The organism is Ensifer sp. NPDC090286 (genome assembly GCF_044769565.1).
Classification (GTDB): domain Bacteria; phylum Pseudomonadota; class Alphaproteobacteria; order Rhizobiales; family Rhizobiaceae; genus Ensifer.
Window position 1 is genome coordinate 785,938 of sequence record NZ_JBIVYF010000003.1, and the last position, 18,720, is coordinate 804,657.

An 18,720-nucleotide genomic window follows, 5' to 3' on the forward strand; every position below is an offset into this window, starting at 1 on the left:
CTTTCTGTCGCTTGCTATCAGTTCTTGAGCGGGATGAGCGCGCGCAGGCGCGGATCCCGAAGCCAGAGGCCGCCCCAGGCGATCACGCCGAGATAGAAGCCGAAAAGCAGATGGGTGAAGAGCGGGCTGCCGGCCCGAAGATGCGTCGCCATCGCGCCACCGAGATAGCCGGTGAGCAGAATGGCGCCGAGGATGGAGGTGCGCGGGATCACATAGAGCACCGTGCATAGCAATGTGAGAATGCCGAGCAGACGTGCCAGGCCCTGGTCGGCCGAGTAGCCGAGCGCGACCATGGTTTCGGTGACGACGGCAAGCGGCACGAGCTTGATGGCCGCATCGAAGATCAGGAAGGCGACAAGCAGGCCGCTGAGGAAGCGGCCGAGGATGATCGACTTTGCCGTCGGGGCCGGCACTGCAAGGCTGGTGGTCATGGGTCTCTCTCCTTGGATTTCGTTCTCGGTCCAAGGACGAAACCGCATGCGGGATCCCGACAGCGGCCGTCAGATTTTTCTTTCGGAGATCTCGATGCCAGGCGTTTCATCGAGCTTGTCGAGCTGCATGCGGATGTAAGCGCATTCGGCCGCGTTGGTGGCGAGTGCGATCGCATGGTCGAAGGCGACGCGCGCTTCGCGAACCTTGCCAAGCTGCTTCAGGAGATGGCCGCTCAGGCCATGGAAATAGAAATAGCCGGAGAGCTTTTCCGCCAAGGGCGCGATCATCGCCAGCGCCGCTTCCGGGCCCTGACGCTTCGAAACCGCCACGGCGCGGTTGAGCGTGATCACCGGCGATGGCTGCAGCCGTTCGAGCGCCTGGTAGAGCAGGTCGATCTGCGCCCAGTCGGTCTCATCCGCCCGTTCGGCGCGGGCATGCAGCGCCGCGATCGCCGCCTGGATCTGGTAGGCGCCCGGTTGGCGATACTGCATCGCCCTGTCGATCAGCGCCAAGGCCTCGTCGATCAGCGGGCGGTCCCACAGGCCCCGGTCCTGGTCTTCGAGCAGGATGACGGCGCCATCGGCATCGAACCGGGCGCGTGCCCGCGAATGCTGGATCATCAGCAGCGCCGTCAGCCCCATGATCTCAGGCTCGGCCGGGAAAAGCTGAAGCAGCAGGCGTCCGAGCCGGATCGCCTCCTGGCACAGGTCGGCCGAGACGCTTTCCGGTCCGTTCATCGCCGAATAGCCCTCGTTGAAGACGAGGTAGATCATCGTCGCGACGGCGGCGAGCCGGTCTGACCGATCGGCCGCATCCGGGGTCTCGAAGGCAAGCCCGGCGGCGGCGACCCGGGATTTGGCACGGGTGATGCGCTGTTCCATCGCCGCCTCGCTGACGAGGAAGGCGCGCGCGATCTGCTTGACCGAAAGGCCCGAGACGATGCGCAGCGCCAGCGCGATCTGCTGCGTTGCCGGCAGCGCCGGATTGCTACAGACGAACAGGAGGCGAAGAATGTCGTCGCGATAGTGGGAACCGTCGAGCTGGTCGGCAAGCGCGCCCTCCCGATCTTCGAGGTCGGAGAGGATTTCCTCCGGCGGCAGCGCCGTCTCGCGGGACTGGCGGCGAACCTTGTCGATGCCGCTGTTGCGGCCGACGAAGATCAGCCAGGCCGCGGGGTCACGCGGTGGGCCGCTCTTCGGCCAGGTCTTCAAAGCCCGGATACAGGCCTCCTGAAACGCTTCTTCGGCGGTGTCGAGGTTGCGGAAATAGCGCAACAGCGCGCCCACGGCCTGCGGCCGGGCAGAAACGAGTGCGAGGTCTATCCAGGATGTGTCTGTCATGAAGCAAGCTCACTGGGTTTGTAGATGGCAAGGGGACGGATTTCGTAGGAGCCAGCCGATGGATTGGCATCACCGAGTTCGCGGGCGAACTGGAGTGCCTCGTCCAGAGATACGCAGTCGATCACGAAAAAGCCGAGCAACTGCTCCTTCGTTTCGGCGAAGGGGCCATCGGTAACGATCGTCTCGGCATGGCTGTGCCGGAGCGTCGTCGCCGTCATGGTCGGCATCAGGCGGGCGATCGGCCCAAGCTTGCCGGCCTCGGCATACTTGCGCTCGACAGCTGCCATGTCCCGCATCACCCTTTCGTCCTCCTCTTTGCTCCAGGTGTCGGTGACATTCTCGTTATTGTAGCAAAATACGGCGTAAAGCATGGAACTCTCCTGCTCCTCAAATCAAAGACGATGACATCGACAGATAGCCGACAACCCGAATGAAAAAAACAGGCCGGTAGTGCTTTCGCCTACCGGCCCGCCATGCGTGTAAACCTGAAATCCTCAGAGGTTGTCGCGGCACTCCAAGATGGGGTTGACGGCCGGGCGACGGAAGAGGCGCAGGAGCCGTCCGTCGATCGCCGCAAGCCCGGCGGCAATCAGCGTCATGCCCAGGAAATGCTTGGGCTCCAGCGTCTCGCCGAGGAACATCGCACCGAGCAGGATGGCGCTGACGGGGATCAGGAAGGTGACGAGCATCAGGTTGGTGACGCCGGCCGTTTCCAGGATGCGGAAGAACAGGACGTAAGCGAGCGCCGTGGAAATCAACGCGATGCCGACGATCGCGGCCCAGACGTCGAAGCCCGGCATGGGAAGCGTCCAGGGGTGATCGATCAGCAGCGACAGCGGGACCAGCATGATGCTTGCAGCCGAGACCTGGCCGGTCGCCGTCACGATCGGCACCACGCCCATGCGCTTGAAGCGGCGGGCAAAGACACCGGCGAGCGCATAGGAGAGCGCAGCCCCAAGCACGGCGACCTGGGCAAGCAGGTTCGAACCGAGACCACCGAGCGCCGCGGGGCCAATCATCATCGCAACCCCGAGGAAGCCGACGACGACACCGGCAAAACGGTTGGCTGTCAGTTTCTCGTCATCGGTCAGGAGATGCGCGACGATCACGCCGAAAAGCGGAGTCGTCGCATTGAGGATCGAGGCAAGGCCGCTGGCGATATGCGTCTGCCCCCAGACGATCAACGAGAAGGGGATGAGATTGTTGAGCAGACCCATGCCGAAGAAAGCGAGCCACACGCGCGGGTCGCGCGGCATCGACAGCCCCATCAGACGAACGAAGGCGAGCAGCGCGAGCGCCGCGAGACTGACGCGGAGCGCCACGATCGTGACCGGCGGCAACGCCTTGACGGCGACACCGATGAAGAAGAACGAACCGCCCCACAAAATGGAGAGCAGGATCAACATGCCCCATTCCCGGGCGCCCATGACCTTGGCCTGCGTTGCTTGTGTCATTGCCTTAACCCTCGTTTGTTTGTCAGGCTAAACCGTGATGGCATCGACCATCTTGACTTTGTGCCATTATTCTCAGGATATTGAGCTTCGAACAAACGATCATTTCTCGACACATGATTGAGTTTGGCTAAACCATGGCGACATCCCTTCCCTCCCTCGCCTCGCTGCGCGCCTTCGAGGCGACGGCGCGCCATTCGAGCGTGACGAAGGCCGCACAGGAACTCAACGTGACGCCTGGCGCGGTCAGCCTGCAGGTGCGCGAACTGGAGCAGACGCTTGGCGTGACGCTGTTTGAGCGCCGGCCGAGACAGTTGGTGCTGACGGAGGACGGCAGCACCTATTTCGCGACACTCAGGCGCGCGTTCCGGATGATGCGCGAGGCGACCGAGGAACTGACGGCACGCAAGCGCGCGCCGGTGCTGACGGTGAGCTGCACGCCCACTTTTGCCGCCCAATGGCTGGTCCCGCGCATCGGCGCCTTCGAGCTGCAGGTGCCTGGCATCGACGTGCGCATCAGCACCACCAACCGGTTGACGGACTTCAGCACCGACGGGGTCGACATTGCCATCCGCCACGGGCTTGGCCGCTATGACGGGCTCGTCAGTGAACGGCTGATCGATGACGACCCGGTCCCCGTCCTTCACCCGGCACTACGCGCCAGGAACCCGCTCGATACGCCGGGCCATCTTGCCGCGCATGTGCTCCTGCACGACGTGCACCGTCAGGATTGGAGGCTGTGGCTGGATGCGGCAGGCGCCGACGGGGTGGATGCCGGACGGGGGCCAGTCTTCGTCAACAGCAACGGCGCCATCGAGGCGGCCAAGGCCGGCGACGGCGTTGCACTGGTGCGCCTGTCGCTGGTCACGCGCGAGCTTGCGGAGGGCGTGCTGGAAGCCCCCTTCCCCGAGGGCGTCATGACCGGGCTTGCCTATCATCTCGTATACCCGCCGGCGGCTCTCGACCGGCCGCCGGTCACGGCCTTTCGCGCCTGGATCATCGAGCAGGCACGGGCCGAACAGGGCGTGGGAAATCCGGAGGCCAAGCGTTCGCCGCGGCCGACACTGAAAGCGGTCCGGTAAAACAAAAGAGCCCGGGCGAACCCGGGCTTTTTTTCGGCAATCCGCCTCGACTATTCGTTGATCAGGCGCTTCAGCAGTTCGATCTCATGGCTGAGCTTGGTGTCACCCGAGATCAGCTCCTCGATCTTGCGCACGGCGTGCAGCACGGTCGTGTGGTCGCGTCCGCCGAAGCGACGGCCGATCTCCGGGAAGGAGCGCGGCGTCAGCGTCTTCGACAGATACATGGCGATCTGGCGCGGCTTGACGATGACACGGGTGCGGCGGTTGGAGACAAGCTCCTGGCGCGAGACGTTGTAGTGCTTGGCGACGACGCGCTGGATGTCCTCGATGCGCACACGGCGGGGTTCGCCGGCGTTGACGAGGTGGCCGAGCAGTTCATCGACGCGCTCGATCGAGAGCTGCGGCTCGAAGGAGCGGCGGAACAGGAGCTGGTTGAAGGCGCCTTCCAGTTCGCGGCCGCTGGCGGTCACGTTGCGTGCCACATGGCTGAGGATTTCGCCGGGAATGTCGAGCGAGCCGTCGTCCTGACGGGCCGTGTCCAGGCGACGCTTCAGCATTTCCAGGCGCATGTCATAGTCCGGGCCGTCCATCTCGATGGCGACACCGCCCTGGAGACGCGAACGAACGCGGCTGTCGAGCGATTCCAGTTCCCACGGTGCGCGGTCGGCGGCGACGACGACCTGCTTGGCGGAATCGAGCAGCATGTTCAGGAGATGGCAGAACTCATGCTGGATCGACTTGCCCTGCAGGAACTGCATGTCGTCGATGATCAGGAGATCGATGTTGCGCAGCGACTCCTTCAAGGACAGCGCGTCGTTGTCGCGGATCGCGGTGGCGAAACGCCACATGAAGTATTCGGCCGTCAGGTAGACGACGCGCGGTGCACGCGCGCTCTGCAGCGCCTGGATGGCGATGGCCTGCAGAAGGTGCGTCTTGCCGAGGCCGACGCTCGAGTGGATGAAGAGCGGGTTGAACCGCACCGCACCGGCGCCGGCTTCCGCGATCGTCCGGGCGGCGGCAAGCGCCACGCGGTTCGAGGAACCCTCGACGAAGCTCTCGAAATTGTAGCGCTGGTCGAGCGGCGAGCCGAAAAGCGGCGCCTGGGTCGGCTTCTGCATGCTTGCGACGGTCGCCGCAGCAACGCTTGCCACCGGCTGGGCTGCGGCCGGACGGCGCGCGGGCTGGGCCGGAGCTGCTTCTGCCGCCTGCGGCAGCACATCTTCCTGGGTGGTCGGACGGGCGCCACGGGTTGCCGTGCGCACCAGGATCTCGATCTTCATGATCTCGCCGTCTTCCTGCTGGAAGATCGAGGTTATGAGGTCGAGATAACGGTTGTTGATCCAGGACTTCAGGAACGTGGTCGGCACCGATAGGCGCACAACGCTCTTGGATACGGAATGGAGCTTCAGACGCCCAAACCAGCTTGCAAAGACATCCGGACCGACTTGAGCTTTGAGACGCGCACTTACCCGCTCGAACAGTGCGTCGTGCCTCATGTCGATTTTTTCCCCCGCCGCCTGAGATAGATTGCTTCCGGCCTGAAATGCGTCTCCTTCTTTCTGAAGTGCGCCCGCCGTCACCAAATTCATCTGCATTTTGCCGCCTTCCAATTCATGTTCAGATGCCGTCATCGCTGCCGGCCTCATCTCTTATGTCCGTCGCCCGCGGCGCCTTCGAAGGCCATGCCGCTTTCGCCGAACGTCACAGTCGCAGACGACGCCGGGCTCCTCATCTCCCGCCTCGCTGCGCGCTACGCGCACCCACCTGCCCTTCGGGCCGGAGGATGTCCCCTCGCGCCTCTTGTCAACAATCCCTTCGACGCGCTCCCGCGCCGTACCGGATCCTCCTCCTCGTCAACAGCTCCTCGCACCCTCGTACGAAGCGATGAGCCGCGCGTTGGACCTTGGCCTCGCGTCGGGCGCCGCTTGCACCCTCCATCGAGACCGCCTGCGTGTTTCCTTTGTCGTAGCCGATCAAAGGGCAGGATAGGCAGCCGTCAAAGCGCCGCAGCGACCTTCAGGCGTCCGACCGGACGCACGGTGCTGCAGATGGCCGCCTCACAATCACAGGACGAAAGTTTCTCGTCCGGAGTGGTATGAACCATCCGGTTTTTCACCTTCGACTTGTCTGATTGAACGACGCGGAGCCGCCCTGATACAAAGGACAGAAACATCGAAACCATTTCTTCGAAATGGCCTCTTTTGCTTCCTTTTACAGATGTGGTCCGTGTCCCCTGTGGAGGGCATTTAGGCAGGATCGATGGGCAAGATCAATCGCGATTTTTACGCAACCTTAAGCGCCGGCCGTTGACTCTCCGGCTGCCATTTGCTTGCCGCATTCCGAGTCCGAGAAGAATCCCTGTTGAATCAAGGGTTTTGATTTTTCGCTCTTTGCTTAGCTGGCGAAAAAGAAAAAAAATAAAAATTCGCTTGACTCAGAATGGGCCTAACGGACCCCCAGCCAGAGACATCCCTTTGATAAGGACCTCTCACAAGTCATTGAAATAATTATATAAATTTTGTCATCGCACTGACATAAGCCCAAGCCGCCAGATTAACCATCGCAATGACAGAAGTATGAATCCGAAAAGCCCGGCGCAAGGGCCGGGCTCTCGATTAACAGATTTTTCTTAGCCGGATTAGGCCGAAAGCGACTTTACGCGCTGTGCAAGACGCGAAACCTTGCGCGATGCAGTGTTGGCGTGCAGGACGCCCTTGGTGGCGGCGCGCATCAGCTCGGGCTGAGCTGCCTTGAGCGCTGCGGCTGCGACAGCCTGGTCGCCGGTGGCGATCGCTTCTTCTACCTTGCGGATGAAGCCACGGACGCGCGAACGACGTGCCTTGTTCACTGCAGTGCGGCGTGCGATCTTGCGGGTCGCCTTTTTCGCCGAAGTTGTATTGGCCATTTGTGCCTCTCTTCGAAAACTGACATGAACTCCGCCCTCGCCGTGCCGGGTCACTGCGACCTGTCATCAAAGCAATTCGGGAGTATTTCCGGAAAGCCCAGGATGGCGTTCCAAACTGAGGGCGGCGTATAGCGGGAAACGGCCGCCCCGTCAACGCGCATTTTCCAGAATCTGCGCGCCTCCCCTTGCGCTAGCGATGCTTGAAGTCCGGCTTGCGCTTGGCGACGAAGGCGGCCATGCCCTCCTTCTGGTCCTCGGTCGCAAACAGCGAGTGGAAGAGACGCCGCTCGAAACGCAGGCCTTCGGCAAGCGTTACCTCCAGCGAGCGGCTTACGGCCTCCTTCGCCATCATGACCGCCGGCAGCGAGAAGGAGGCGATCTTCTCGGCCGCGGCCAGCGCTTCCTCCATCAGTTTCTCCGGCGCCACCACACGCGATACGAGTCCCGCGCGTTCGGCCTCGGCCGCATCCATCATCCGGCCGGTCAGAACCAGGTCCATGGCCTTCGCCTTGCCGACGGCGCGCGTCAGACGCTGGGAGCCGCCCATGCCGGGAATGACGCCGAGGGTGATTTCCGGCTGGCCAAATTTCGCGGTCTCGGACGCGATGATGAAGTCGCACATCATCGCCAGCTCGCAGCCGCCGCCGAGCGCATAGCCGGAAACGGCAGCGATCAAAGGCTTGCGGGCTGCCGCCACCTGGTCCCAACCGCCGATGAAGTCGCCGAGATAGCTGTCGACGAAATCGAGCGTCTGCATCTCCTTGATATCGGCGCCGGCGGCAAAGGCCTTCTCCGAGCCGGCGAGGACGACGGCGCCGATCTCCTTGTCGGCATCGAAGGCCTTCAGAGCTGCGGCAAGCTCGCGCATCACGGTCGAGTTCAGCGCGTTCAGCGCCTGCGGACGATTGAGCGTCACCAGGCCGACGCGGCCGCGTGTTTCGACCAGCAGCGTTTCGTAGGTCATTCCTGTTTCCTCCGGTTCATGCGCCAGACCGCTCACGGACCGGCGTTCATTTCTGGCAATGCGGGCAATAGAAGGTCGAGCGGCCCGCCTGCACGATCCGCGCGACCGTACCGTTGCAGCCGGGCGTGCGGCAAGCCTCTCCTTCGCGGTCGTAGACGGAGAAGGAGTGCTGGAAGTAGCCGAGCGAACCGTCGGCCTGGATATGGTCCTTCAGCGACGATCCGCCAGCGGCGATGGCATCGGCGATGACCTCGCGGATCGCGTCGGTCAGGCGCACGAGCCCGTCCTTCGGCTTGCCGCGCTTGTCGACGAGCGCGCCGGCCGCTTTCAGCGGCGACAGGTGCGAGCGCCACAGCGCCTCGCAGACATAGATGTTGCCGAGACCGGCGATGTTCTTCTGGTCGAGCAAAGCCGCCTTCAGCGGCTGCGCCTTGCCGGCAAAGCGTGCGGCGAGATAGGCGGCATCGAGCACGTTGCCGGTCGGCTCCTCGCCGAGCGCGCGGAAATAGGCGTGGTTTGCCACCGTGTCGCGGCGAGCAAGGTCCATGAAGCCGAAGCGGCGCGGGTCGTTGTAGATCACCCGCACCGGGCCTTGCGCGCCGTCGAGATGGAAAATGACGTGATCGTGCTTTTCGTCCTTGCCGCGCGGATGGTGGAATTCGCCCGGCGTTGCTGCCGCCGGTCCCGCCTCTATGCGGAAGGAGCCGGACATGCCGAGGTGGGCGATGATCACGTCGCCGGCTTCCAGATCGATCATCAGATACTTGGCGCGGCGCGACAGCGATACGATGCGCTGGCCGGCAACGGTCGAGGAGAAATTCTCCGGGAAAGGAAATCGCAGATCCGGACGGCGCAGTTCCGCATTGACCAGCAGCGCCCCCTCCATGGTCGGCGCCAGGCCGCGCTTGACGGTTTCGACCTCGGGCAACTCCGGCATGCATGCACTCCTTCGATCTCAGCCACCGGATGCGGTGGTTGGCATTTCCTTGGCGGCCTTCTTATCCTATAGGGGTGCGCTATGCCGCAGCCGCGGTCCCGCCCACGAGATAGCGCGTGGCGGGCCTTTTCGCTATGGTGCCGGAAAAATTGGTTCAGGTGGAGTTCTTCGTATGACGGATCAGCGCGTATCGGCCGATGGCGGCATGGAAACATCCTTCGGTTTCCGCAACGTCGGCACGGGCGAGAAGCAGCCGCTCGTCAACGACGTGTTCCACAAGGTCGCCAAGCGCTACGACATCATGAACGACGTGATGTCGGCCGGCCTGCATCGCGCCTGGAAGGACGCGATGATCGCCGCCCTCAACCCGCCACGCCGCGAGGGTTACAGGACCCTCGACGTTGCCGGCGGCACCGGCGACATCGCCTTCCGCATCATCGAGGCCTCCGACCGCAAGGCGCATTCGACCGTGCTCGACATCAACGGCTCGATGCTGGCCGTCGGCGCCGAGCGGGCCGAGAAGAAGAAGCTCTCCGCCAATCTCGATTTCGTCGAGGCCAATGCCGAGGACCTGCCCTTCGAGGCCAACACCTTCGATGCATATACGATCGCGTTCGGCATCCGCAACGTGCCGCGCATCGACGTGGCGCTGAAGGAAGCATACCGGGTGCTGAAGCGCGGCGGCCGCCTGCTGGTGCTGGAATTTTCCGAAGTCGAAATGCCGCTGCTCGACCGCTTCTATGACGCATGGTCGTTCAACGCGATCCCGAAGTTCGGCAAGCTGATCACCGGCGACGAAGCGCCCTACCAGTATCTGGTGGAATCGATCCGCAAGTTCCCGAACCAGAAAGACTTCGCGACGATGATCAAGGAGGTGGGTTTCTCCCGCGTTTCCTTCACCAATTACACCGGCGGCATCGCAGCGCTGCATTCCGGCTGGAAAATCTGATCCCGATGAGCACGCCTGGAGCATATATCCGCCTCGCGCGGATCGGCTGGGTTCTCGTGCGCGAAGGCGTCGTCTCGGCCGTCCCGACGGAGCACCTGCCACCCTTTGCCCGTTTCGCCCAGAAGGCAGCCGGACTTTTGGCGCGCCGCAGGGTTCCGGGAGAAGAGCGCAGCGACCGGCTGTCGCGCGCCGTCGCCCGGCTCGGCCCTTCCTATGTGAAGATCGGCCAATTCCTTGCAACCCGCCCCGACGTCGTCGGCGCGGAGTTTGCCGCCGACCTGTCGCTGTTGCAGGATCGCATGGCGACCTTCCCGCAGAACGAGGCGAAGGCCGCGATCCAAGGCTCGCTCGGCCGGACGGTCGACGATCTCTACGCCGAATTTTCCGAGCCGATGGCCGCGGCCTCGATCGCGCAGGTGCATCCGGCGATCGTGATGCGCGACAGCGGACCGGACAAGGTCGCCGTCAAGGTCATCCGCCCGGGTGTGCGCCAGCGCTTCGCCTCCGACATCGAGGCGATGTATCTCGTCAGCCACATGCAGGAACGTTTCCTGCCCTATACGCGCCGGCTGAAGCCGGTTGAGGTGACCAAGACGCTGGAGCAGACGACGAAGATCGAGATGGATCTTCGCCTGGAGGCGGCCGCGCTTTCCGAACTTGGCGAGAACACCAAGGACGATTCCGGCTTCCGCGTGCCGAAGGTCGACTGGGAACGGACCGGGCGTGACGTCGTCACCATGGAATGGATCGACGGCGTCAAGATGTCGGATATCGAGGGGCTGAAGGCCGCCGGCCACGACCTCAACCTTCTCGCCGAAGTGCTGATCCAGTCCTTCCTGCGCCACACGCTGCGCGACGGCTTCTTCCATGCCGACATGCACCAGGGCAATCTCTTCGTCGATGACGCCGGCCATATCGTCGCCGTCGACATGGGCATCGTCGGCCGTCTCGGCAAGAAGGAGCGCCGGTTCCTGGCCGAGATCCTCTTCGGCTTCATCACCCGCGACTACCAGCGCGTTGCCGACGTGCATTTCGAGGCGGGCTACGTGCCCTCGCACCACGATGCTGCGAGTTTCGCCCAGGCGATCCGCGCGATCGGCGAGCCGATCCACGGCCAGCCGGCCGAAACCATCTCGATGGCGAAGCTGCTGACGCTGCTTTTCGAGGTCACCGAACTCTTCGACATGCAGACGCGTCCCGAGCTCGTCATGCTGCAGAAGACCATGGTGGTCGTCGAAGGGGTCGCACGCACGCTTAATCCGCGCTTCAACATGTGGAAGGCGTCCGAGCCGGTCGTCGGCAAATGGATCCGCGACAATCTGGGGCCGAAGCGCATCGTCACGGATCTGCGCGACGGCCTGCATGCCGCACTGCGGCTGGCCGAAGCCGCGCCTGAAATCGCCGCACGCACGGAGAAGTTCTCGAGCGAGATCATGGCGATGAGCGAAAACGGCCTGCGTTTCGATGCCGAGACCGCGCATGCGATCGGGAAGGCGGAGGCGAAACACACGCGCTCTGGCCGCATCGCGCTCTGGCTGATCGCCGCCACCCTCGTCTATATCGCCTGGCAGGTGACTTGACCGTCGGCAATCCGGTCGCCGAACCGGCTTGCTTTTCTACCCTCGCTTGCTATCGTCCCCTCATGGACAATCGCTCGATGCTCGCAATGGTGCTTTGCACGCATACCCCAGGGGTGTGCGGGAGACCTGTTGCGCTGACTTAAGGCGAAATGTCCCCCCACCAACCCTGCCGAGGCGAGCAGGGTTGGTCCTGTTTCCTCGGAGCCAAGAGAGGAAACAATGACCGAGGCGAACGACCCTTCAGATATCAGCATCCGCGCGGCCCGCGCCGTCGATTTCGAAGCGATCTCGGCGCTGATGAGCCAGCCGGGCATCCGCTCAGGCACGCTGCGCCAGCCGTTCTCCAATCCGGAACAGACACGCAAGTGGCTGGAAACCCTTTCGGACGACAGCATCGTCATCGTCGCCGAGCGCGCCGGTCGGATCCTCGGCCTGGCCGGACTACACCGCAGCAAGGGGCGCCGGCATCATTCGGCAGCCCTTGGGATCAGCGTCGACGACAATCATCGCGGCGAAGGCATCGGTAAGTCGTTGCTGACCGCTCTGATCGATGCCGCCGACAACTGGCTCGGCATCAGCCGCATCGAGCTTACGGTCTTTACCGACAACGAGCCGGCGATCGCGCTCTACCGCAAGGCCGGCTTCGAGATGGAAGGCACGCACCGGGCCTATGCGCTGCGGCACGGCGTTCTCGCCGACGTGTTCGCGATGGCGCGCATTCGCGCCCTGGCAGGGCTAAACGGCGTCTGAAGAACACGACGCTCGACGACAGCTTAGGCTGTGGCCGGCGGAGCGCGCGTTCACGCAACCTCCGGCTACATCCTGTTCCATTCGTAACTGCGCATATATCGGAAGCATGCGACTTTCGTCTCATGGATGACGAAGGATCATCCCAACCATTCCAGAGGAGAGATTTCATGCGCAAGTTCATCGTCGCAGCCGCTGTCGCCGCCATCGCCGCCATCTCCTTTGCGGCACCGTCTCAGGCCGGCGGTTTCTCGATCGGCTTCAGCGACGGCTATTACGGCCATGGCTGGAGCGGCCGTGTCGGCTATGTCGACAGCTATTATGGCGGGCCTTACTACTACGAGGACGAACCCTATTGCTTCCTGAAGACGGTGAAGCGCTACGACAGCTACGGCAACCGCTACTACAAGAAAATCCGCATCTGCCGCTAAGCGACAGAATGAGGGAGGGCGCTTGAGAGCCCGGCCGCCATGCGGCCGGGCTTTTGCATTTCCACCCCACCGGCGTCAAAACGATTCCGCTGCGCGGAAATCTGGTGTAGCTCGGATGCCGAGCCATTCTGAATTCCGCAATCGAGGAGGGTCGGCCATGGATCTTGGCATCGCTGGAAAACGCGCGCTGGTGCTCGGCGGCAGCAAGGGGCTCGGGCGCGGCATTGCCGAGGCTCTTGCCAGCGAAGGCGTCATCGTGGCGCTGACCGGCCGCGATGCGGCATCGGCCGCCAAAGTGGCAGCCGACGTCAGCCCTTCGGCGCGCGGCTATGCCCTCGACCTCTCGAAACCCGAAAGCCTCGATGGCCTGCTGGACCAGCTCGAAGCCGATTTCGGTACGATCGACATTCTGGTGCTGAATGGCGGCGGGCCGCCGCCCTCGCCTGCCTCGGTCATCGAGCCGGACTTCTGGCGGGTGCAATTCGAGACCATGGTACTGGCTGGCATGCGCATCACCGGACGGCTGCTGCCCGGCATGCGGGAACGCCAGTTCGGGCGCATCATTGCCGTCGCCTCCACCAGCATCCGCGAGCCGATCGTCGGGCTCACCGCGTCGAACGCACTCAGAAGTGCGGTTGCCGGCTGGTTGAAGACGCTCGCCGGCGAAGTCGCGGCCGACGGCGTGACCGTCAACCTGCTTCTGCCGGGGCGGCTTGCCACCGACCGCACGCTCAGCTTCGACCGGATGGACGCCGAAAGCGAGGGGCTCGATATCGCAACGGTCGCAGCCCGCAGCCAACGCGACATCCCGATCGGCCGCTACGGCACACCGGCGGAATTCGGGGCGGCCGCGGCCTTCCTTGCCGGCCGCCAGGCAAGCTACATCACCGGCGTGGCGCTGCCCGTCGATGGCGGCCTCAGCCGTTCGATGCTCTGATACGGTCAAGACATTTCCGCCGACGGATTGGGGGAACCTGCGAAGGCGAGGTCATGCCTCGTCCCGGCTGTCATCGCCGATGAGCGCTGAGAGATCCTCTGCAAGCCGCGTGACCAGAGCGCCGGCCTCCGGCCGGTAATAGAGCCCGATCTCCATCGTCTCGATCATCGGCAGCCCGTCCTGCGGCTTCACCACCCGGTGCCCCTCATGGACGACGCGGGCCGGCAGCAGGCTGATGCCGAGCCCATCGGCAACGGCCGACTGAATGCTGGCAAGGCTGGAACTCGTATAGCTCACGCGCCAGCGTCGCCCTGAGGCATCCAGCGCCGCCACCATGTCGTCGCGATAAAGCCCGCGCGGCGGAAAGACGACGAGCGGTAAGGGATCGAGCGCCAGAACTGGATGGGCGGCGCTATCGATCCAGCACAGGGTCTCCTGCCACCGCTGCACCGCTTCGCCTGAACCGCGGCGCTGCTTGACGACGACGATATCGAGCTCGCTGCGATCATAGAGTGACCGCAGCTCGCGGCTGAGCCCACTCGTCACTTCGAGCCTGACATTGTCATGCCGGCGGGCAAAGGCCGAAAGCATGCGGGTCGTGCGACCGGCGGCAAAGTCTTCGGGCAGGCCGAGGCGCAGCGTCGCGGCGACCGATGCGCCGGAGAGAAGCTGCCGCGCCTCTGCATCGAGCGCCAGCATGCGCCGCGCATAGCCGATCAACTGCTCGCCCGCTTCGGTCAGCCGGACCTGACGATGGCTGCGTTCGAGCAGCCGATGACCGGCCTGTTCTTCCAGCCGCAGGACTTTCTGGCTGACCGTCGACTGGGTGGAATTGAGCCGGCCGGCGGCAGCGGTGAATCCACCGCAATCGGCCACCGTCGCGAAAGCTCTCAGCAGATCCAGATCGAAAGGCTGACCATTCATAGTTCCACTTGATAGCATTCATATATTTAATTTCCAAATGAATGCAGCAGTGCCTAAGGTCGCGGACGGGGGGCCATACCGGGCGCGGGAGACGTTCGGCGACGACGCGTGTCTTGCGCCCTTGAAAAGGTCACGGATCGGCTCAAGTAAGCACGAGATCGCGATGAGCGAGAGCGGCATGGACGGAGCCCCTTCCGGGTTTCCTCGTTTCGCTCGTAACCGGAACCATTGCGATCGGTCGATCCATTCGACCGGCCTGCATGATCGGAAAGACCAAATGCGACCAAGACTTTTCGGCTCGCTGATCGGCGTATCGATTGCCGCCTTCAGCCTTGCACCTCAAACCGTGGGGGCTTCGATGCTTGAAAACCAACTGATCTCCGCCGCCGAGACTGGCGATCCAGACAAGGTGAAGGCGCTGCTCAAGGAAGGCGCGAGCATCGAAGCGCGCGACGCCAGCGGTGCGACGGCGCTGCTCGCCGCCACCCATGAAAATCGCGTCGATGCGGCGCGTGCCCTGATCGAGGCCGGCGCCGACGTCAACGCCAAGGACAAGATCCAGGACAGCCCCTACCTCTATGCCGGCGCGCGCGGGCATCTCGAAATCCTGAAGCTGACGCTTGCCAATGGCGCCGACCTCAAGAGCACCAACCGCTATGGCGGAACGGCGCTGATCCCGGCCGCCGAGCGCGGCCATGTCGAGACCGTCAAGACCTTGATCGAAGCCGGCATCGACGTCGATCACGTCAACCGCCTCGGCTGGACCGCGCTGCTCGAAGCCATCATCCTCGGCAGCGGCGGCGAAAAACACACCGAGATCGTACGGCTGCTGATTGCGGCCGGCGCCGACGTGAACCTTGCCGATGGCGAGGGTGTCAGCCCGCTGACCCATTCCCGCCAGCGCGGCTATGGCAAGATCGAGAAGCTGCTGGCCGACGCCGGCGCCCGCTAGAAAGAACTCCCATGACCCAGGAACAGACCTATCTGGCCGAGGCGGTAACGCTTGCCCGCCGCAACGTCGAGAAAGGCGGACGCCCCTTCGGCGCCGTCGTCGTCAAGGATGGCGAGATCGTCGGTCGCGGCGTCAACGAGATGCTGTCATCCGGCGACCCGACCTCGCATGCGGAACTGAACGCGCTGCGGGAGGCCGCCCAGAATCTTCGCTCCCCGCGGCTCGAAGGCGCCGCCGTCTATGCCAGCGGCCAGCCCTGCCCGATGTGCCTTGCCGCCATGCGCATGGCCGGGATCACCGAGATCGCCTATGCGAACTCGAATGCCGACGCCGAGCCCTTTGGCCTCTCGACCGCAGCGATCTATGCGGAACTGGCAAAACCGCTCGCCGAGCAGGCCATGCGCTTCCGCCACGTGCCGGTCGACGATGCCGGGACGGCACCGCTTTACGCGGCCTGGCAAGCGCGACAGGCCAAGGGCTGAGCCGCCGGGTCAACGCCCGGCCATCCGGATGTGAACAGCCGGGGCGGCCGACGGCCGCCTCGGGCCTTCTGTTCGGTCCAGAGGATCGGGGAAACGATGCCCCTTGCCGAACACACGTGCCGGCTGTAATCGCATAGGCGTTTCTTCCTTTTGCTCTGCCCCATCCTTTAAGGAGACCGGGCGGTTTCCAGCCAGCAGGTGCCCGTGATGACTGCCTATTCCGAAAAAGCCGGCCGCTTCGTCGCGCTGCTTCTCATCGCGGGCTCCGGCGTGGTGACGATCGCCAAAGGCATGAGCCTGACCTTCCTTGCGATCCGCCTCCAGCGTGACTTCGGCCTCACCCCCGCCAGCATCGGCGCGTTGATCGGCATGGGTCCGCTGCTCGGCGCGATCGTCAGCCCTTTCGCCGGCACGCTCTCGGACCGAATTGGCCGAAAAGCTGTGCTGACCGTCGCACTCTTCATGGCCGGACTGGCGCTGGCCGGGCTCGGACTGGCACAATCGATCGCCGCCTTCGCGCTGGCCCACATCGTCTCTGCCGTTGCCGCCGCCGTTTTTGAGCCGGTCGCGCGTGCCTTGATGAGCGATGCGGCGCCTGAACATCTGCGCCTCAAGGTTTTCTCCTGGCGCTATCTCGCCATCAATGCCGGCTGGGCGATCGGGCCGTTGATCGGCGTATGGGTCGGTGCGGCCTATGTGACGCTGTTCGTCATCGCCGGCGTCATCCATGCAGCCTTCGGTCTCGTGATCTTGCTCACGGTACCCGAGGCCAGCAGCAGGCAGTCCACCGAGACCGAACGAGCGTCAGGGAGTGCCGTTGGCTGGCGCGGACTTGTCGCCGCCTTGCGCGACCGGCGCCTGGTCTTCTTCGTCGTCGGCGGTACCCTGCTTCTCGCCGTTCACGGTCAATGGTCGGTGACCCTGTCGCAGTATCTCAACAGCGGCTTCGAGGACGGCATCACGCTCTTTGCGCTTTTGGTTTCGACCAACGCGGTAACGGTACTGGTCGCCAGCACGCCGGCCCGCTTCGTCATCGAACGGATCGGCGCCCTGCGCGCGCTGTCGCTTGGCAGCCTGCTGTTCCTGATCGGCGAGATCGGATTTGCCGCCTCGTCCGGAATGGAAATGCTGGTCGCCTCGATGATCCTCTTCACCATCGGCGAGGTGCTGGTCGTGCCCTCGGAATATGTGCTGGTCGACGGCATTTCCAACGCCGGCAATCGGGGCACCTATTTCGGCGCCCATTCGCTCTCGACATTCGGAAACTTCCTCGGGCCGCTCATCGGCGGCCTTGCGCTTGGCGCCGTCGGCGGCGCCGGCATGTTCCTGCTGTTCGGGCTGTTTGCGGCGGCAGGTGCGCTTCTGTTTGCGATCGGCCATTCCATGCCGCCGCCGCGGCCCGAGGCCGCGCGCGCCACGGCGCTCGACAATGGCGCCGCGACGGGAGACCTCTTGCGGCTGGGACAGTTCGCCTAGCCCTCCGCTACAGGGGATCCTGTCCGGCGATCGGCCGGGACGCGGCGGTATTATTTGAACCCGCCAATCGACAAAACCCAATGTCATGCGCCTGAGCGCCATCCCGTCGCGACTGTCTTGCGACGGGCCGAAACGCTATGCTTGCAGCGTCATCGCCCCTCCTTGCCACCATTTCGACACTGCCAACGCCTAAGCACCGCGCCAAAACCGGAGTAAAAACAAGATCATGAGTGCGCCAAGCGAACAGACAGTCCTCAAACAATCGATCGCGGCCACCGTCGTCGTCGGGGTGACGGGCGTTATCTTCGGTCTGCTTTCGGGTTCGGTATCGATCGTGTTCGACGGTGTGTTCTCGGCCGTCGACGCCTCCATGACCTTGCTCGCGCTCGGCGTGACGCAGCTGATCCCGAAGCCGAGCAAGCGCTTCCAGATGGGCTTCTGGCACATCGAGCCGATGGTGCTGCTCTTCAATGCCGGGCTGCTGACGCTGCTTTCCTTCTACGCGATGGTGAACGCCGTCGGCTCGCTCCTGTCGGGCGGCAACCACCTCGCCTTCGACTGGGCGATCGCCTATGCGGCCGTCGTCGTGGTGATCTGCGCCGTCATGTTCTTCTATGTACGCCGGGCGAACCGGCCGATCGGCTCGGAGTTCCTGGCGCTCGACGTGCGCGCCTGGGCGATGTCCGGTGCGATCACCTCCGCGCTGCTCGTCGCCTTTGCGATCGCCGCCGCCCTGAAGGGGACGGCTTATGAATACGTCACGCCCTATGTCGACCCGGCGATCCTGATCGTGCTGACGCTCTGCCTGATCCCGCTGCCGATCCGCACGGTCTTCCACGCATTGAAGGAGATCTTCCTCGTCGCACCCGCCGAACTCGACGAGCGGGTGCGGCAGGCGGCGGCAAACGCCGTCACGCGTCACGGCTTTGCCGATTACCGCACCTATGTCGCCAAGGTCGGGCGCTCCAAGACGATCGAGGTCTATCTGATCGGAACGCCCGAAACCAAGGTCGGCACGCTCGCCGAACTCGACCGGATCCGCGCCGAGATCGGCGAAGAGATCGGCGATCCCGGCCCTGACCGCTGGCTGACGATCGCCTTTACCGGCGACGCGCGCTGGGCGGAATAATC

General features: G+C 63.8%; 19 protein-coding genes. 10 read left to right on the forward strand and 9 right to left on the reverse strand.

Going from position 1 to position 18,720, the window contains the following annotated elements; genetic code table 11:
• Positions 1-17: 17 nt before the first annotated feature.
• From ACIQUG_RS18965 to ACIQUG_RS18980, 4 genes are all read right to left on the reverse strand, one after another.
• Positions 18-431: a DoxX family protein gene (locus ACIQUG_RS18965; RefSeq protein WP_052201752.1), complete on the reverse strand. Its 414-nt coding sequence runs from the start codon at positions 429-431 to the stop codon at positions 18-20.
• Between the two features lie 69 nt (positions 432-500).
• Entirely contained in the window at positions 501-1,772 is a 1,272-nt protein-coding gene (locus ACIQUG_RS18970) for an RNA polymerase sigma factor (RefSeq protein ID WP_402323502.1), read from the reverse strand.
• The gene (locus ACIQUG_RS18975; RefSeq protein WP_402323503.1) at positions 1,769-2,143 is read right to left on the reverse strand and encodes a YciI family protein; all 375 of its coding nucleotides are present in this window, start codon (positions 2,141-2,143) and stop codon (positions 1,769-1,771) included. Before ACIQUG_RS18975 ends, ACIQUG_RS18970 begins: the two co-directional genes overlap by 4 nt.
• A gap of 123 nt (positions 2,144-2,266) precedes the next feature.
• Positions 2,267-3,226 carry a DMT family transporter gene (locus tag ACIQUG_RS18980; protein WP_402323504.1) on the reverse strand — a complete coding sequence of 320 codons (960 nt, stop codon included), beginning with the start codon at positions 3,224-3,226 and terminating at the stop codon, positions 2,267-2,269.
• Between the two features lie 134 nt (positions 3,227-3,360).
• Between ACIQUG_RS18980 and gcvA the strand changes: the two genes are divergently transcribed.
• Positions 3,361-4,305 (forward strand): transcriptional regulator GcvA, encoded by a 945-nt coding sequence (gene gcvA / locus ACIQUG_RS18985; RefSeq protein WP_402323505.1) that lies wholly within the window; start codon positions 3,361-3,363, stop codon positions 4,303-4,305.
• A 50-nt stretch (positions 4,306-4,355) separates the two neighbouring features.
• Here gcvA and dnaA read toward each other — a convergent pair whose 3' ends face one another.
• The 4 genes from dnaA to mutM form a co-directional block, all read right to left on the reverse strand.
• Positions 4,356-5,801 carry a chromosomal replication initiator protein DnaA gene (dnaA, locus tag ACIQUG_RS18990; RefSeq protein ID WP_043615700.1) on the reverse strand — a complete coding sequence of 482 codons (1,446 nt, stop codon included), beginning with the start codon at positions 5,799-5,801 and terminating at the stop codon, positions 4,356-4,358.
• Positions 5,802-6,943: 1,142 nt separating this feature from the next.
• Positions 6,944-7,210: a 30S ribosomal protein S20 gene (gene rpsT, locus ACIQUG_RS18995; RefSeq protein ID WP_043615568.1), complete on the reverse strand. Its 267-nt coding sequence runs from the start codon at positions 7,208-7,210 to the stop codon at positions 6,944-6,946.
• A 190-nt stretch (positions 7,211-7,400) separates the two neighbouring features.
• Positions 7,401-8,174: an enoyl-CoA hydratase gene (locus tag ACIQUG_RS19000; protein WP_402323506.1), complete on the reverse strand. Its 774-nt coding sequence runs from the start codon at positions 8,172-8,174 to the stop codon at positions 7,401-7,403.
• Positions 8,175-8,220: 46 nt separating this feature from the next.
• Positions 8,221-9,111, reverse strand: a complete 891-nt coding sequence (mutM, locus tag ACIQUG_RS19005) for a bifunctional DNA-formamidopyrimidine glycosylase/DNA-(apurinic or apyrimidinic site) lyase (RefSeq protein WP_402323507.1) — start codon at positions 9,109-9,111, stop codon at positions 8,221-8,223.
• A gap of 172 nt (positions 9,112-9,283) precedes the next feature.
• Here mutM and ubiE point away from each other — a divergent pair, with 172 nt between their 5' ends.
• The 5 genes from ubiE to ACIQUG_RS19030 all read left to right on the forward strand — a co-directional run bounded on the left by ubiE (position 9,284) and on the right by ACIQUG_RS19030 (position 13,755).
• A complete protein-coding gene (ubiE, locus tag ACIQUG_RS19010) occupies positions 9,284-10,060 on the forward strand; it encodes a bifunctional demethylmenaquinone methyltransferase/2-methoxy-6-polyprenyl-1,4-benzoquinol methylase UbiE (RefSeq protein WP_402323508.1) in 777 nt (258 codons plus the stop codon).
• A gap of 5 nt (positions 10,061-10,065) precedes the next feature.
• A complete protein-coding gene (ubiB, locus tag ACIQUG_RS19015) occupies positions 10,066-11,640 on the forward strand; it encodes a 2-polyprenylphenol 6-hydroxylase (protein WP_402323509.1) in 1,575 nt (524 codons plus the stop codon).
• Positions 11,641-11,859: 219 nt separating this feature from the next.
• A complete protein-coding gene (locus ACIQUG_RS19020) occupies positions 11,860-12,390 on the forward strand; it encodes a GNAT family N-acetyltransferase (protein WP_402323510.1) in 531 nt (176 codons plus the stop codon).
• A gap of 167 nt (positions 12,391-12,557) precedes the next feature.
• Positions 12,558-12,818: a hypothetical protein gene (locus ACIQUG_RS19025; protein ID WP_402323511.1), complete on the forward strand. Its 261-nt coding sequence runs from the start codon at positions 12,558-12,560 to the stop codon at positions 12,816-12,818.
• Between the two features lie 157 nt (positions 12,819-12,975).
• A complete protein-coding gene (locus ACIQUG_RS19030) occupies positions 12,976-13,755 on the forward strand; it encodes an SDR family oxidoreductase (protein ID WP_402323512.1) in 780 nt (259 codons plus the stop codon).
• Between the two features lie 51 nt (positions 13,756-13,806).
• Here ACIQUG_RS19030 and ACIQUG_RS19035 read toward each other — a convergent pair whose 3' ends face one another.
• Positions 13,807-14,679, reverse strand: a complete 873-nt coding sequence (locus tag ACIQUG_RS19035; RefSeq protein ID WP_402323513.1) for a LysR family transcriptional regulator — start codon at positions 14,677-14,679, stop codon at positions 13,807-13,809.
• Between the two features lie 358 nt (positions 14,680-15,037).
• Between ACIQUG_RS19035 and ACIQUG_RS19040 the strand changes: the two genes are divergently transcribed.
• From ACIQUG_RS19040 to ACIQUG_RS19055, 4 genes are all read left to right on the forward strand, one after another.
• Positions 15,038-15,631 carry an ankyrin repeat domain-containing protein gene (locus tag ACIQUG_RS19040; RefSeq protein WP_402323750.1) on the forward strand — a complete coding sequence of 198 codons (594 nt, stop codon included), beginning with the start codon at positions 15,038-15,040 and terminating at the stop codon, positions 15,629-15,631.
• Positions 15,632-15,642: 11 nt separating this feature from the next.
• Entirely contained in the window at positions 15,643-16,113 is a 471-nt protein-coding gene (locus ACIQUG_RS19045; protein WP_402323514.1) for a nucleoside deaminase, read from the forward strand.
• A gap of 207 nt (positions 16,114-16,320) precedes the next feature.
• A complete protein-coding gene (locus ACIQUG_RS19050) occupies positions 16,321-17,589 on the forward strand; it encodes an MFS transporter (protein WP_402323515.1) in 1,269 nt (422 codons plus the stop codon).
• Between the two features lie 226 nt (positions 17,590-17,815).
• Positions 17,816-18,718 carry a cation diffusion facilitator family transporter gene (locus ACIQUG_RS19055; RefSeq protein WP_402323516.1) on the forward strand — a complete coding sequence of 301 codons (903 nt, stop codon included), beginning with the start codon at positions 17,816-17,818 and terminating at the stop codon, positions 18,716-18,718.
• Positions 18,719-18,720 lie beyond the last annotated feature (2 nt).